Source organism: Cellulomonas sp. NEAU-ZC6 (assembly GCF_056844425.1).
The window spans coordinates 2,064,242-2,079,984 of sequence record NZ_JBXFYH010000001.1; the positions used below are offsets into that span (position 1 = coordinate 2,064,242).

The window sequence follows — 15,743 nt, forward strand, 5'->3', positions numbered from 1 at the left end:
AATCATCCAGTTCGACATGGGCTGAACGGGTGAACCGTGACACCAGTCAGCGTGGTCGTCCACAGGGTGGGTGACCTCACCTGACGCTCGCCGGACCTGTGAGTTAGCCTCCTAGCGGTTCCGGGCTCACGTGAGGTCGGGCACAGGCGGCGCCGACGGGGCGCAGGCCAAGCAGGCCCACGGGGCCGTGTAGGGGGAGGTGACATGGCAGCAGAGGTTTCCGCAGCAGACGGCGCTCTCAAGCAGGGCGCCGACGCGGTGGCTCAGAGTCGTGGGGAGCTGCAGCGCGAGCTGGGCGCTCTCGAGGGCAAGCTGTCCGGGATCGGGTCGCACTGGCAGGGCCAGGGTGCCGTGGCGTTCAACGCCCTCATGGCCCGGTGGCGCGAGGACGCGAACAAGATCGTGTCCGCGCTCAACGAGTTCGAGTCCAACCTGCTCACCTCGCAGTCGACGTACACCGCGTCGGACGAGGCCCAGCAGTCCTCCTTCAGCCGCCTCCAGGGCCGGCTGGGCTGATCGGGAGAGGATCAGACGATGAGCGACCTCAAGGTCAACTTCGGGGGTCTGTCGACCGCCGCCGCCGACATCCAGTCCAGCGCGAGCAACATCGAGTCGCGCCTCAACGACCTGGACCGCTCGCTGCAGCCGCTGCGCGCCAACTGGTCCGGTGAGGCCTCCACGGCCTACACCGCCGCGAAGGCCAAGTGGGAGGCCGCGCTGACCGACATGAAGGCGCTGCTCGCCGACGTCGGCCGCGCGGTGTCCACCTCGGGCGACGAGTACCAGTCCACCGAGCGGAACAACGCCGCTCGCTGGTGAACCACCCGCCGCGCGCCGCCCGACACGGGCGGCGCGGGCACTGAGCACGACCCGCGCGGTCGCGCCCGCCGTGCACGACGGCAGGGTGCGACCGCGCGGCCATCGCGTCGCAGGGGGCGACGTACAGGATGACTTGCGGAGGACGGACGTGGCAGCGGACTCGGGTTACCAGGCCGAGATTCTTCGTGATCGGTTGAGCAAGCTGGTGTCGCTGTACGACACCACCGACACGCTCAAGGGGCAGATCCAGTCCGTCCGGTACCGCCAGACCTCGGCCGTGTGGCCCACGGGGATCCCGAGCGTGCAGGGAGTCGCGGACCAGTACAAGGAGAGCCTCCGCGCCATCGAGGAGCAGCTGGACGCGATCCGCGACACGATCGACGCGTGCCGGCAGGCCCTCAGCGACAGCGCCATGTCGCTCGACCAGCAGGACGCCGCGGTCGACGAGCTGATGCGACAGCTCCAGCAGCGCCTCGAGCCGGCGCCGGTACGTTACGCAGCACCGGGCTTCATGCAGCAGGCGATGTGATGCGACGAGCGGGGCTCCGCACCGTCGGCATCGCGCTGGCTCTCAGTGCACTCGTCGCGCCGTCAGCCGCCGTCGCCGCGACCGACACCGGCGACGGTCGCTGGTACTACGACATCCCGCGACTCGCGGAGGTGCACCAGCAGACCACCGGCACCGGCATCACGATCGGGCTGGTCGACGGCCGGATCAACACCGCCGTGCCCGACCTCGCCGGTGCCGACGTCCAGGTCCGCGAGCCCTCCTACTGCGCCGCGGTCGAAGGCGGCGAGGCCTATCCGGCGGTCACGACCGAGCCCGACGCGGAGCACGCCACGTCCATGGCCACCATGCTGGTCGGGACCGACGCGGGCTTGAACGGCCAGCCCGGGATCCCGGGGGTGGCACCGGGCGCGAGCCTGCGTGTCTACGTGGTCGCGCGGGAGGACGACGACCCGTGCGAGCCTCCAGCCGGTCAGCCGAAGCCGCCGAGCGCAGATGCGACGAGCGACCAGGTCGTCCGGGACGCGATCGCCGACGGCGTCGACATCATCGTCGTACCCGGCGCTCGTCGTATGACTGCCGAGGTCGTTGCCGAGGCCCAGCGTGCCGGGGTGATCGTGATCGGGTCTGCCGGCAACGACACCGGGATCGTCACCGGAAAGCCCGCCACGTACAACGGCGTGGTCTCGACCGGCACCGTCACCTCGGCCGCTGAGCTCGACCTGGGCAGCCCTTCCGGAGAGCGTCTGGGAGTCGTCGCGCCCGGGGCCAAGACCCGCGCCATGGCAGGCACCTGGGACTACTACGGCACCTCGACGGGGTCGTCGAACTCCGCCGCCTACACGGCGGGCGCGCTCGCCCTCGCCTGGTCGGCCCACCCGGACGCGACCGCCAACCAGATCCTCCAGGCTCTGGCCCGCACCGCCGGGGGGACGGTCAAGGACACTCCGGTTCACGATGACGACTGGGGGTACGGCCTGGTCAACGCTCGCACCCTGGTGAGCGTCGACCCCACCACTTACCCGGACGAGAACCCGTTCCTGTCCGGGGATCCGGGTCTCGAGCCGCTGGCCAGCGATGTCGTAGCGGACGACAGCCCGCAGGACTCCGCGACCGCGGACGACGCCGCTGGCCAGGTGCCGGAGGGTCCCGACGGGGCACCCGCGGACGAGACCGCAGGCGAAGACCAGGTCCCGACGCTGGCGATCGCGGGCGGAGCCGTCGCCCTGATCGCCCTCGCTGGCATCGCCACAGCCGTCGTGCTCGCGCGTCGACGACGCGACACGACCCTGGATCCGCTCAGCCACGACACGCAGACGCCGCCGACCTACTCAGGGGGACACCATGGGTGACAACGCCGACCGGCTCGGAGAGACCCTCGACGCCAACCCGAGCGCGGTCTACGACGCAGGAGCCGACCTCACCGGGTACAAGGACGACGTCGAGCTCACGCTCGACTCGATCCGGACCATCGGGGCGGAGACCGGCCTCAACGGTGTGAGCGCGGACGCCGCGGCTGATCGCTTCCTCGCCCTGTCCCGCGAGGTGGCGCGAATCTCCGACGCGATCGTCGGCGTCGCCCAGGGCGGCGACCGTGCTGCCGCTGCGATCGAAGCAGCCCAACAAGCCTTCAACGCGCTCCCGAGCGGTGAGCTGACCTTCGCCGAGCGCGCCCGCTTCGCGCTGGGCAGCACGGCCATGTTCCCGACGCCGGCCGGAACCGTCACCGGTGTGGTTGCCGGAGAGATCCTCTCGCAGCAGCGCGAGCGGGAACGGGAGAACAAGGCCCGCGCCGCGCTGGCAGAGCTGGACCAAGCCATGGCGGACATCTCTTTCGACGCGGTCGACCGCCGCAACTCCGGTGTGGACGACCCGACGGCCGGTGTGAGCGAGCCGTCCACTCCTGCTGGGAGCAGCGGCAGCCGGTCGGTGTCGACCACCTGGCAGCCGTCGGCCGGCGCTCGTGACAGCGGCGGCGCAACGGTCGGTTCGCTGCCGGTGACGACGCCGGGCTCGGCCGGCACGTCGTGGCAGCCGACGGACCCTAGCGGGACCGGAACCATCGGTGGCACGGTGGGCGGTGGTTCCGGAACCGGCTCCACCGGTGGCCAGGTGTCCCCCGGCTGGCCGGGAACCGGCTCCGGTGGCGGCTCCGGCATCGGCGGCGGGCACGTCCCGGGCACCGGTGACGGCAGCTCGTCCGACGGCCTCGTGGGCGGCACGGTCCCGGGCGGTTCCGGCTCCGGCGGCGGCTCCTACGGGGGCGGATTCGCCGGGTCCGGCGGCTCGGGTTCCGGCGCGGGTGGCCTGGGCCTCGGCGCCGGCGGCCTGGCCGGCGGCCTCACCGTGGGCGGTGCGGCGCTGGGCGGCGCCGGGCTGAACCGGCTCGCCGCAGGCGGCGTGAGCGGCGGTGCCGGTGGTGCCGGGACAGGCGTGGCCGGCGGTTTCGGCGGTGCCGGTGCCTACGGCAGCGTCGGCGGCGCCGGTGGTGTCGGCGGTGCGTCGCTCGGCTCCACGGGAGCGAGCTCGGGCGCCGGATCGGCGCTGTCCGGCTCCAGCTCCGGCTCCGCCCTCGGCCAGGGGTCGCAGACCGGCGCAGCGGGCGCGGCGGCCTCGGGCCAGCGCGCCGGCGGCATGATGGGCGGCCCGATGGGCGGCGGCGCCGGCGGTGCGGGCGGGGCGAACCAGTCCAAGCGCCGCGGGTCCTCCGGCCTGCTCGCGCCCGACATCGAGGTCGAGGACGGCGCGCCGCGTCCTGCTCTGGGCACGGGCGCCGGAGCCGGCGGGCGCGACTCCTTGGCAGCCCCCGTGGTGGCGCGGGCCGAGCAGGCGGACGACGAGTGGTGACGGCGATCCGCTAGCCGGCACCAGGGGCGTCCGCGGGCGTCGCTGAAATGACGAGTGTGCGGTCGTGTCCACCCGGGCACGACCGCACACGCATGTCACTCCCACGACGAACGAGGAGTCTGATGTCCCGCACCCGCCCGAGCCACCCCGCTGCTCCACACCGGGGCCTCGCATGAGCCGCCGACAGCGGCGCTCCGTGCGCGCGACGGTCGCGGCCGTTGCCGTCTCGATCTCGCTGCTCGCGCCGACCGCTGCGAGCGCGACTACCAGCGACGGGTCGGACGGTGGGCTCTGGTACTACTCGGCGACCGGGATGGAGCAGCTGCACCAGCGCGCCACCGGGGCCGGGATCAAGATCGCCGTCATCGACGGCCCGGTGAACCCCGGCGCGCCGGATCTCGCCGGGACCAGTGTCGCCGTGCGTGAGCCCACGTACTGCGTGGGCGCGGACGGTCAGCCCGGTGCTGCCGCCGCAACTGGGGACTACGCCCGGCACGCGACGCAGATGACGAGCATGCTGATCGGGACCGGAGCCGGCGTCAACGGCGAGCCCGGCACGAAGGGCATCGCGCCGGGTGCCGAGGTCGAGGTCTTCGCGCTCGACGCCGCGGGTGACCTGGAGCCGTGCACCTACTCCGACACCAGTCGCGCCTTCCTCGACGCGATCGCGAGCGGCGCCGACATCATCAACGTCTCGGGGACCATGGATCTGAGCGGCGAGGAGATGGTCGCCGCGCTCCGTGCCGGGACGATCGTGGTCGGGGCCGCTGGCAACGAGGGCGGCGCCACCACCGGCTACCCGGCCGCGTTCAGCGGAGCGGTTGCCGTCGGCACCCTCGGGCCGGACGTCCAGCTCGCGGAGGGCAGCCCGACCAGCGGTGTCGCGGTCGTCGCCCCGGGAGGGGACATCCGGGGCATCGCGGGTGACTGGCAGCGCTACGGCACGTCCACGGGATCCTCGAACGCCGCCGCGTTCACGTCCGCGGCCCTGGCACTCGCGTGGTCCCTCTACCCGGACGCCACCCCGAACCAGATGCTGCAGTCCCTGATCCGGAACGCCGGCGGCACCGAGCACGAACCGGCGATCGTCGACGGCGCCTGGGGCTACGGCGCGGTCAACGTCCGGCAGATGCTCGACAGCGACCCGCGCGGCTACCCGGACGTCAACCCGTTCATCAAGGACGGCCCGAACGCCGTCCCGCCCATCAGCCGGGTGCGCGAGGCTCTGGGCATGCCGGAGCCCGAGGCCACCCCGACGCCGACCGTCGAGGCGGAGGCCGTAGCACCGGACGCGGCGGTCCCGACGGAGACGGAGTCCGACGGCTCCGCGCCGCCCGTCGTCCTCGGGGGCGTCGCCCTGCTGGCCGTCGTGGGGACCGTCCTCGCCGTCATCCGCACCCGGCGTCACGGCGGCACGCAGCACCTGACGACTGCGGCTCGCGACGCCGGCGACGACGAGGGCTGACGCCGCCCGACCGTCAGCCCCGCGCCGCCCCCGGCGCGTCGATCCGCACCCCGCGGTCCCCCACCTGGATCGTCGACCCCGACGGCACCAGCACCCGCTGGTCGGCCGGCACGGGGATGACACGGCCACCCGGCAGCCGGAGGGTCGTGCCGTTCCCCGACCCCGCGTCGGAGACCCAGAACGTGCCGCCGTCCATCCCGAACCGCGCGTGCGTGCGGGACACCGAGCGCTCCGGGTCGTCGACGACGATGACGTGGTCGCAGCGCTCGCCGGGCGCCGGGCGCGGCATCCGGCCGATCAGGCCCGGGCCGGTGACGGTCATGACCTCGCCGGTGTCCAGGGTGACGAGGAACGGTGCGGGCTGCTGCTGGTGCGCCACCCGGCTGGGCGCGGCCGGCTCGGGCTGCGCGGCGGCGGGGACGACGGGACGGATCTCGGTCGGCGCCTGCGGACCCGAGGCGGGCTGGGACGGCGCGGCCTGCGACGGCACGGGTGATGCCTGCTCGACGGCGCGGGCGGCACGACGACCCGTGGGCGCGACCGCGTCCGGCACCCCGGGAACGGCGACGCCCGTCGGCCCGGACGGCGCCGGCGTCGACTGCGGGGGCACCGCCGCGTGCGGCACGACCCCCTGCGGCGCCGCAGGCACGGCGGGCACGGCCCGCGCCACGGGCTGCTGGACCGCCTGCACGGCCTGGTCGGCGGCGTCCAGCGCCTCCTCGACGGCCCGCTCGTGCGCGCGTACGTCGACGACCACGGCGCGGCCGACGCGGTCGTGCCACGCCTGCGCCCGGCCGGACTTGTCGAAGGCCGTCGACGCGACCACGAGCCACTGCCCGAGCCCGGCGGCGGCGTGCCCGGCGGCGAGCACCAGCCCCCGCAGGAACGCGCGCGCGGGACCGACCGAGTACGGGGTCTCCTCGCGCGCGGTGCGCAGGCCGAGCAGGGAGTTGCCCACGGTCCGGCCGGTGTGCGCCTCCCAGACCAGCAGGCCGGTCGCGAGCTCCAGCACGGTCAGCCCGACCAGCAGCAGCGACCCGGTCCACGCGTACAACCCGCCGGCGACGACGCCGACGGCGGCGGCGTCGATCGCGTAGGCGGCGACCCGTCGACCGGCGCCGGCCGGGGCGGCGTCGCCGAACGCGGGGTGCAGGACGGACGGTCGGGGCTCGCGCGGCCGGGCGTCGGCGCGCGCCCGGCCCTGGGCGCCCTCGACGACGTGCACGGTGACATCGCCCTGCACGGGCGTGCCGCACGCGGTGCAAAACCGCGCGTCGGGCCGCAGCGGCCGGTGGCAGCTCCCGCACTCGTGGACGGCGACGCTGCCCAGCGGTACGGCGGCGCTCATCGTCTGGTCCACGTCGGTCCCCCTGCCATGCGCGTCATCCTGCCACCGCGGTGCTGCCGGACCGCCGTCACGAGGTCATCCGGCGCAGCGTCTCGATCATGTCGGCGGCGACCAGCGCCGCCGGGAGGGCGAGCACGACGCCCAGGCCCTCGAAGGCGTCACCGAACCGGGAGGCGACGACGGAGCTCCACCCGCGGCCCAGCGCCAGGCTGACGGCCGCGGCGACCAGGGCCAGCAGCACGCAGCCGACGGCGATCAGCGCCGCGTCGAGCCCCAGCGTCGGGCCGGTGACGACGGCGAGCTCGACCAGCACGAGCGACGCGGCGACGCGCGGCGCCCAGCGCGCGACGGGACCACGCGCGGTCCGCGGCTGCAGGGTCAGCACCAGGACCAGCGCGGCCACCAGGACGACGGCGCCCCAGCCGCGCACCGTGTCGCCGAGGGCGGGCGCGAGCAGCACCGGGACCAGCGCGGGCGGCACCGCGCAGATCAGCAGCACGCCCGCGTCGGTGCGGCGCTCGGCGGAGCCGACCGTGCGGACCACCTGCCGCTCGTTGACCCGGCCGAGGCCGCGCGGCCGGGGCCCGCGGACGGAGGGCGCGGTGCGGGCGACGTGCGCGAGGTCGACCAGCTGCTCGTCGGGCACGCTCAGCGCCCAGACGGGCAGGACGCGCAGCGCGACCGGCACCAGCCCGAGCAGCACGGCCGCCGCGACGACGCCGGGCAGCCCGGCGAGCAGGACGGCGAGGCAGAGCACGGCGACGGTGCCGACCGCGACCAGCAGCACGGTCGCCAGGTCCTGGCCCCGGTGCTGCGCGCGGGTGGCGACGAACCGCACGGCGGCGACGCCGGTGGCCGTGATCAGACCGGCGACCAGCGCGAGCCGGCGGTCGGCGGCGGTCGCCGGGTCGACGGCCGCGACACCGGCGGCGAACCCGAGCACCGGGCCGGCCAGGGTGGCGGCGGACGTCGCGGCGACCCGGGAGACGGCGAGCACGGCCGCACCGCCGCCGAGCACGAGCGCCGCGGCGACCGCGGGCCAGCCACGCCGGTCCGGGTCGAGCAGCAGCACGGCCGCGAGGACCGCGGCGACGGCCGCGGCGGCGCCGAGCAGCGCGGGCTGCGGGTCCGGCCGGCGGGCCACCCAGGCGGCGCGGGCGCGGGCCGCACGACCCCGGGGCCGCGGTGCCGGGGCGACGACGTGCACGAGCGAGCCGTCGACCACCTGCTCGGCGACGGGCGCGGCCAGGTCGAGGACGCGGCCGCCGGAGTCGAGGACCAGCAGGCCCGGGACCAGCGGGACGCCGGCGGCGGCGAGCAGCTCGCCGAGCGTGCGGGAGGCGTCGAGCGCGACGTCCAGACGGCGGCTGCCCAGGTGCACGGCGACGCGGGTCAGGGCGGCAGGCGCGGCGAGCCCGGGGACCGTCACGCGCACCTCCTGCTCAGTCCGGTGCCACGGAGGTCGGGCGTCGGCGGAGGACCCGCCTGCCCCGGGCGCGGCGCCCGCCATGCTATGCGGTCGGACGCGCCCGCGGCCGCCCGCGACCACCGCGGCGCCCGGACGTCACCGCATCGCCCGTGACCTTCGCCCGTCCGGCCGAACGCGCGCGGCCCGAGCGGCCCGGCGCCAGGTAGGTTGACGCCCTAGACACGTCGGGGGGCGCGCGGTCCCCCGCCCAGCAGGAGGGACCGAGCGCCGCCGATGTCGATCGCGCCGCAGCAGGGGACGCGCCTGGAGCCGCCCGCCGTCCCCAGCGGGCAGGTCGTCCTGCAGCCGCCGCCCGAGATCCAGCCGTCCGACGGCATCAGCGGGATGCTCGCCAACGCCATCCCGATGCTCGGCTCCGTGGGCTCCATCGTGTTCGTCGCGATGAACCAGCCCGGGCCGCGCGGGTACATCGCCGCGGGCATGTTCCTGCTGGCGTCGCTCGGCTTCGTCGGCGTGAACGGCTGGCGGCAGCGCTCGCAGCACCAGGCGCAGGTCGTCGGCGCCCGGCGCGAGTACCTCGCCTACCTGTCGGACCTGCGGACCTCCGTGCGGCAGGCCGCGGGCGCCCAGCGCCGCGCCGCCGAGTGGTCGTCGCCCGACCCGCGCGCGCTGCCCGCCGTCGCCGAGGAGCGCACCCGCGTCTGGGAGCGCCGCGCGCAGCACGACGACTTCCTCACCGCGCGCGTCGGGGTCGGAGCGCAGCCGCTGTGCCTGGACCTCGAGGCGCCGCAGACGCCGCCGCTGGCGCAGCTGGACCCCGTCGCCGCGTCGGCCGCGCACCGGTTCCTAGTGACGCACCGGGTGCAGCAGGGCGTGCCGCTGGCGTTCGACGTCCGCTCGGTGGCCCGCATCGAGGTCACGGGCGCCGCGGCCGAGACGCGCGCGCTGGCCCGTGCGGTCGTCGCGCAGCTCGCCACGTTCCACGCGCCGGAGGACCTGCAGATCGCGGTGCTCGCGAGCGACGCCGCCCTGCCCGAGTGGGACTGGGTCAAGTGGCTGCCGCACGCCCACTCCACCCGCTCCCGCGACGCGGTCGGCGCGGCCCGGATGATGGGCACCGCGCTCGCCGACGTCGAGTCGCTGCTGCCCGAGGACCTGACGGACCGTCCCCGGTTCGGCTACGCCGCCGAGGCCCCGCTGCCGCACGTGCTGGTCGTCGTCGACGGCGGGCAGGTGCCGGTCGGCAACGCGATCCTCACCACCGACGGCGTGCTCGGCGTGACGGTGCTCGAACTGCCCGACCGCTGGGACGAGCTTGACGAGCCGACCACGCTGCGGCTGAACGTCGGCAGCGCGGTCGCGACCGAGGACGCCGTGCGCGCCCCGGTGGACGTGCTGCGGCTCGGCAACGCCCCGGTGCGTGTCGACGGCGACCAGATGTCGGTGGCCGACGCCGAGGCCACGGCCCGCCGCCTGCTGCCCCTGCACGTCGAGTCCGGGCCGGAGCGGTCCGACGACGAGGTGTCGTCCGAGCTGGTCGACCTGCTGGGCGTCGGCGACGTCCGCGACCTCGACCTGGGCGTCGCCTGGCGCCCGCGCCTGGCGCGCGACCGGCTGCGCGTGCCGATCGGCGTCACCCCGCAGGGCCAGCCCGTGGCGCTGGACATCAAGGAGTCCGCCCAGCAGGGCATGGGCCCGCACGGCCTGATCATCGGCGCCACCGGCTCCGGCAAGTCCGAGGTGCTGCGCACGCTCGTGCTCGCGCTGGCGATGACGCACTCCTCCGAGGACCTGAACTTCGTCCTCGTCGACTTCAAGGGTGGCGCGACGTTCGCCGGCATGGCCGACATGCCGCACGTCTCCGCGATCATCACCAACCTCGGCGAGGAGCTGACGCTCGTCGACCGCATGCAGGACGCGCTGCAGGGCGAGATGGTCCGCCGCCAGGAGCTGCTGCGCGCCGCGGGCAACTTCGCGAACGTCGCCGACTACGAGAAGGCGCGCAAGGGCGGCCGGACCGACCTGGAGCCGCTGCCGGCGCTGCTGATCGTCTGCGACGAGTTCTCCGAGCTGCTGTCCGCGAAGCCGGAGTTCGTGGACCTGTTCGTCACCATCGGCCGCCTGGGCCGGTCGCTGCAGATGCACCTGCTGCTGTCCTCCCAGCGCCTGGAGGAGGGCCGGCTGCGCGGGCTCGAGTCGCACCTGTCCTACCGGATCGGTCTGCGCACGTTCTCCGCCGCCGAGTCCCGCACCGTGCTCGGCGTCCCGGACGCGTACACGCTGCCGCCGGTGCCCGGCATGGGCTACCTCAAGCCCGACACCACGACGATGATCCAGTTCCGCGCGGCCTACGTGTCCGGCCCGCCGAAGGCCCGGCGCCGCGGCGCCCAGGGCGGCGCGGCGACCGGCGCCGGGCTGACCCGCCTGGAGTCCTTCACCGCCGCGCCCGTGCTCGGCGGCGTCGAGGCGCAGCCCGCGTCGACCGAGGTGGTCGCCCCGGACGCCGAGGAGACCCGCGCGACGTTCGACATCGCCGTGCAGCGGATGAAGGGCCAGGGCCCGCCGGCGCACCAGGTGTGGCTGCCGCCGCTGGTCGTGCCCCGCACCCTCGACGAGCTGATGCCCGACCTGGTCGTCGACCCGCGCCTGGGCCTGGTGTCCCCCGGCTGGCGCGCCGCCGGCACCCTCACCGTCCCGCTCGGCACGGTCGACCGGCCGCTGGAGCAGCGGCGCGAGAACCTCACCGTGCAGCTCGGCGGCGCGGCGGGCCACATGTCCGTCGTCGGCGCCCCGCGCACCGGCAAGAGCACCGTGCTGCGCTCGGTGGTCACCGCGCTCGCCCTGACGCACACCCCGCTCGAGGTGCAGTTCTACGTGCTCGACTTCGGCGGCGGCACGTTCGCGCCGCTGGCCGCGCTCGCGCACGTCGCGGGCGTCGCCTCCCGCGCAGAGCCCGACGTCGTGCGGCGCACGGTGGCCGAGGTCGAGTCGATCATCGACAACCGCGAGCGGTACTTCCGCACGAACGGCATCGACTCGATCGAGACCTACCGCACCCGCCGCGCGCAGGGCACCGCCGACGACGGCTACGGGGACGTCTTCCTGCTGGTGGACGGCTGGTCCACGATCCGCGCCGAGTTCGACGAGCTCGAGGCGCGCATCCAGGCCCTGGCCGGCCGCGGCCTGACGTTCGGGGTGCACCTGGTCGCCTCCGCCGCACGCTGGATGGACTTCCGCACGCAGGTGAAGGACGTGTTCGGCACCCGCCTCGAGCTGCGGCTCGGCGACCCGATGGACTCGGAGATCGACCGCAAGGTCGCCGTGAACGTCCCCAAGGACCGGCCCGGCCGCGGCCTCGCGGTGTCGAAGCACCACGTGCTGACGGCGCTCCCCCGCGTGGACGCCGACCCGTCGCCCGGCACGCTCGGCGCCGGCGTGCAGCACCTCGTGCAGGCCGTGAACGCCGCCTGGCAGGGCCCCACCGGCCCCAAGCTGCGGCTGCTGCCCGACGAGGTCACGCTCGAGGCGGTCCGCGGCGACGCCCGCGCCGACGGCCGCCGGCTCCTGCTCGGCATCGACGAGTCGAACCTGGCCCCCGTCGGCGTCGACGTCACCGAGGAGCCGCACCTGTACGCCTTCGGCGACGGCGGCTCGGGCAAGTCCGCGCTGCTCCGCGGCGTCGCCGCCGAGATCCAGCGCCTGCACACCCCGCAGCAGGCGCAGATCTTCGCGGTCGACTTCCGGCGGTCGCTGCTGGGCGAGATCCCCGAGGAGTACCTGGCCGGCTACTTCACCACCCAGGACCAGGCCACCGGCGAGATCGCCGGGCTCGCGGACTACCTGCGCGGCCGCCTGCCCGGCCCGGACGTGACGCCCGAGCAGCTGCGGTCGCGGTCCTGGTGGTCCGGCGCCGAGGTGTACGTGCTGGTCGACGACTACGACCTGGTGTCCACCACGACCGGCAACCCGCTGCAGCCGCTGGTCCCGCTGCTCGCGCAGGCCGGCGACGTGGGCCTGCACCTGGTGCTGGCCCGCCGCTCCGGCGGCGCCGGCCGCGCGATGTACGAGCCCGTGCTGCAGGCGCTGCGCGACCTCGCGGCGCCGGGCATCGTGCTGTCGGGCAGCCCGGACGAGGGCGCGCTGATCGGCGGGGCCAAGCCCACGCCGGGCGTCCCGGGTCGCGCGCAGCTGGTCACTCGTGACGAGGGCCGCCAGGTCGTCCAGCTCGCCTGGACCCCGCCGACCCTCTGACGGGCGCGGCCGCCGCGTCGGCGGCAATTGGGGCGACAGGCGGGACTGCCGCGCCGGCGCTGTGGCCGACGTGGCCGGGCCGCGCAGCGCGGGCCACGTGGCTGCAGGGCCGAGGCGGCGCCCGGGCGCGCCGTGACGCGTCGGGCTAGGGCGGCGCTGCCGGCCCCGGTCCCCCCGGCCCCGGGGGCGGCGCGCCTACCGGGTATCCCGGCTCCGTCATCGTGGCGTGCCGCGGGACGCCCCGGCCTCACCCGCCCGGGGTGACCCGTCCAGCAGACGCCCGTCGAGTGTCCAGAAACCAGCGGACGAAAGCCGCATCCTGGCCGAGCTTGTGGACACTCGACGGACTCCGCGCGGGACGCGCGAGCGTGTGCGGACGCATGTGCGGGCCCAGTGGCCGCGGGTGCGGGTGCGGGTGCGTGCGCGAACGGTGCGGGTACGCGAGGGGCGCGGGTCGGGCGGGTGCGGGTCGGGCGGGCGTGGGTCAGGCGGGCGTGGGTCAGGCGGGGTCGACGCGGACGCGGCGGTTGCCCAGGACCAGCGTCCAGCCCGCGGCGACCCGCGCGGGGGCTCCGGGCGGCAGCGACCACGGCTTGCCCGCGGGGTCCAGGAGCACGGTGCCGTTGGTCGACCCGCGGTCCAGCACATCGAGCCCCGCGTCAGCGGGCCAGAACGCGAGGTGCGTCGACGACACGGACTGGGTCGGGTCGTCGATCGTGACCAGATGCGCCCACGTCTCGTCGCCGGGCACCGGCCGCCGGCCGATCAGACCCGCGCCGGTGACCGGGATGCGGTCGCCCGTGTCGACGACCAGCACGAGGCCCGCGCCGGGCCCGGCAGCCTCGGGGCCGGCGGCCCAGCGGCCGACGTGGGTGTGCTCGAGGTCGCCGAGGCCCGGGACGGTGCTGTCCGGGAGGCCGTCGGGAGCGTCACGCTCCGGAGCGGGCGCAGGCCGGGCAGGTGCCGCTCCCACCGACGGAGCGGCCGGCGGGGCGGCTGGCGCCACGTCCACGGCCGGCTCCGGGGGCACCCCGGGTGCTGCAGGCGCCGCGGGCTGCGCGAGCACCAGCGGCTCCGCGGGCGCGGGCACCACGGGCTCTACAGGCACGGACGGAGCGGACGCCGCGGGCACGGACGGAACGGACACCGCGGGCTCGGATGACGGAGCGGGCTCGGGCACGACCGCGCGCGGATCCGGCTCCGTGCCGGTCGGCCGTGGCGGTCCGGACGCCGGTCCCGAGGTCGGCCGGCGCGTCGCGGCCGGGACGGACGCCGGCGCAGGCGTCGTCGCGCCGGACGCAACGGCCTCCGGGCGCGCCGCCGGCCGGGCCCGCAGGACGAGCGTGCCCGCGGCCTTGTCGTGCCAGCCGCGCTGCTCCGGCCCCTCGTCCCAGGCCCCGGACCCGGCGACCACGTAGACCCCGATGCCGCCGACGACGACGCCGAGGGCCTGCACGACGCTGCGCACGAGCACGGCCCACAGCCCCGCGGGGCGACCGGTGCGTACGGAGAGGGTGCGGATGCCGAGCAGGGCGCCGCCGACGGTGCGGCCGCCGAACGCCTCGGCGAGCCACTGGCCCGCGGCGAGCAGCAGCAGGAGCAGGCCGGGCACGAGCAGCGCGCCGAGCGAGCCGTCCTCCCCGACCGCGTGCAGCACGGGCAGCAGCCCGGCGAGCCCGACGGCGACGGCCAGCACCTGGTCGACGAGCAGCGCCACCAGCCGGCGCCACACCGGGGCGACGGCCTCGTCGACATCGACGCCGAGCGACCAAGTCGGGGCTCCGGGCTCGGGGCCGCGAGCGGGCGCGGTGGGGCGGACCGTGACCGGGGCACCCGGGGCGTCCGTGCTCTCCCCGGCCGGCTCCGCGGCGGGGACGCGCGCGCCGCAGGTGCCGCAGAACAGCGCACCGGGCTCCAGCGCGGTGCCGCACGCGGCGCAGAAGGTCACGCCGCCGGCGACCGTGGTCATGCTCCCCCTCCGCCCGCGGTCCGGCTCAGGACGCCCGGTCCACCAGCGCGTCGGCGAACGACACGAACGAGTCCTTGACCGGCCCGTCGGGCAGCGGCGCGAGCAGGTCGACGGCCTCGCGGGCGAGGGCGGCGGCGCGGCTGCGGGTCTCGGCGACCACCGGGTGCGCGCGCAGGGCGGCGACGACGTCGGCGAGCTCCGCGTCGTCGGACAGGTCGCCGTCGAGCCGGGCGACGAGCGCCGCGTCGGCCGGGTCGGCACCGGTGGCGGCGCGCTCGCGGAGCAGCAGCACCGGCATGGTGGGCACCTGCTCACGCAGGTCCGTGCCCGGGGTCTTGCCGGAGACGGCGCCGTCGGAGGTCAGGTCGAGCACGTCGTCGGCCAGCTGGAACGCGACGCCGATCCGCTCGCCGAACGCGGCGACGGTCTCGACGACGTCCGGCGCGCAGCCGCCGTACATCGCGCCGAGGCGGGCGGACGTGGCGATGAGCGACGCCGTCTTGTCGGCGAGCACCTGCAGGTAGTGCTGGACGGCGTCGTCACCGGCACCGGGCCCGGTGGACTCGTGCAGCTGGCCCAGGCACAGCCGCTCGAACGTGCCGGCCTGGATGACGACCGCCTCGGGGCCGAGCCGCGCGACGGTGAGCGACGCGCGCGCGAACAGCAGGTCGCCCACGAGGATCGCGACATTGTTGCCCCAGACCTCGTGGGCGGCGGGGGCTCCCCGGCGCATCGGCGCGGAGTCCATCACGTCGTCGTGGTACAGCGAGGCGAGGTGGGTGAGCTCGACGACGACCGCCGCGTCGAGGACCTGGTCGTTCGTGGCGTCGTCGCCGAGCTCGGCGGACAGCAGCGCGAGCAGCGGGCGCAGGCGCTTGCCCCCGGCGTCGGCCAGGTGGTGCGCGGCGTCGTCCACGAGCGGGTCCGCGTACGCGACGGCGGTACGCAGGCGACCCTCGACCAGGTCGAGGCGTCCCGCGACGCGCTCGGCGAGCACGGGGTCGGCGAGCGGCAGGGCGGTCGGGGAGGTCACGGGTCGAACCTATCTGGCCGGACGGGCCGAGGCAGAACCGACGCGACCACGCACCCGGCCCGCAGGGGGACGGG

At 75.8% G+C, this 15,743-nt stretch carries 11 protein-coding genes; 7 read left to right on the forward strand and 4 right to left on the reverse strand.

Features of this window, described 5'->3' with window-relative positions; genetic code table 11:
• Positions 1-204 precede the first annotated feature (204 nt).
• The 6 genes from AC1050_RS09585 to AC1050_RS09610 all read left to right on the forward strand — a co-directional run bounded on the left by AC1050_RS09585 (position 205) and on the right by AC1050_RS09610 (position 5,639).
• Complete coding sequence (locus AC1050_RS09585; protein WP_482387115.1) at positions 205-516, forward strand: WXG100 family type VII secretion target; 312 nt, start codon at positions 205-207, stop codon at positions 514-516.
• Between the two features lie 18 nt (positions 517-534).
• On the forward strand, positions 535-819 hold the full coding sequence (locus AC1050_RS09590) for a WXG100 family type VII secretion target (RefSeq protein WP_482387116.1): 285 nt from the start codon (positions 535-537) through the stop codon (positions 817-819).
• A 193-nt stretch (positions 820-1,012) separates the two neighbouring features.
• Positions 1,013-1,348, forward strand: a complete 336-nt coding sequence (locus tag AC1050_RS09595; RefSeq protein WP_482387117.1) for a hypothetical protein — start codon at positions 1,013-1,015, stop codon at positions 1,346-1,348.
• Positions 1,348-2,679 (forward strand): S8 family peptidase, encoded by a 1,332-nt coding sequence (locus AC1050_RS09600; RefSeq protein WP_482387118.1) that lies wholly within the window; start codon positions 1,348-1,350, stop codon positions 2,677-2,679. Before AC1050_RS09595 ends, AC1050_RS09600 begins: the two co-directional genes overlap by 1 nt.
• A complete protein-coding gene (locus AC1050_RS09605) occupies positions 2,672-4,174 on the forward strand; it encodes a hypothetical protein (RefSeq protein WP_482387119.1) in 1,503 nt (500 codons plus the stop codon). Before AC1050_RS09600 ends, AC1050_RS09605 begins: the two co-directional genes overlap by 8 nt.
• 172 nt (positions 4,175-4,346) lie before the next feature.
• Positions 4,347-5,639, forward strand: a complete 1,293-nt coding sequence (locus AC1050_RS09610; RefSeq protein WP_482387120.1) for a S8 family peptidase — start codon at positions 4,347-4,349, stop codon at positions 5,637-5,639.
• A 13-nt stretch (positions 5,640-5,652) separates the two neighbouring features.
• Here the strand turns inward: AC1050_RS09610 and AC1050_RS09615 are convergent, their stop codons facing one another.
• Together AC1050_RS09615 and AC1050_RS09620 are read right to left on the reverse strand one after the other, a co-directional pair.
• Positions 5,653-6,999: an RDD family protein gene (locus AC1050_RS09615; RefSeq protein WP_482387121.1), complete on the reverse strand. Its 1,347-nt coding sequence runs from the start codon at positions 6,997-6,999 to the stop codon at positions 5,653-5,655.
• 55 nt (positions 7,000-7,054) lie between these two features.
• Entirely contained in the window at positions 7,055-8,416 is a 1,362-nt protein-coding gene (locus AC1050_RS09620; RefSeq protein ID WP_482387122.1) for a hypothetical protein, read from the reverse strand.
• Positions 8,417-8,689: 273 nt separating this feature from the next.
• Here AC1050_RS09620 and eccCa point away from each other — a divergent pair, with 273 nt between their 5' ends.
• Complete coding sequence (gene eccCa, locus AC1050_RS09625) at positions 8,690-12,667, forward strand: type VII secretion protein EccCa (RefSeq protein ID WP_482387123.1); 3,978 nt, start codon at positions 8,690-8,692, stop codon at positions 12,665-12,667.
• Positions 12,668-13,166: 499 nt separating this feature from the next.
• Here the strand turns inward: eccCa and AC1050_RS09630 are convergent, their stop codons facing one another.
• Together AC1050_RS09630 and AC1050_RS09635 are read right to left on the reverse strand one after the other, a co-directional pair.
• Positions 13,167-14,636 (reverse strand): RDD family protein, encoded by a 1,470-nt coding sequence (locus tag AC1050_RS09630; RefSeq protein ID WP_482387124.1) that lies wholly within the window; start codon positions 14,634-14,636, stop codon positions 13,167-13,169.
• A 25-nt stretch (positions 14,637-14,661) separates the two neighbouring features.
• On the reverse strand, positions 14,662-15,669 hold the full coding sequence (locus AC1050_RS09635) for a polyprenyl synthetase family protein (protein ID WP_482387125.1): 1,008 nt from the start codon (positions 15,667-15,669) through the stop codon (positions 14,662-14,664).
• Positions 15,670-15,743: the final 74 nt, after the last annotated feature.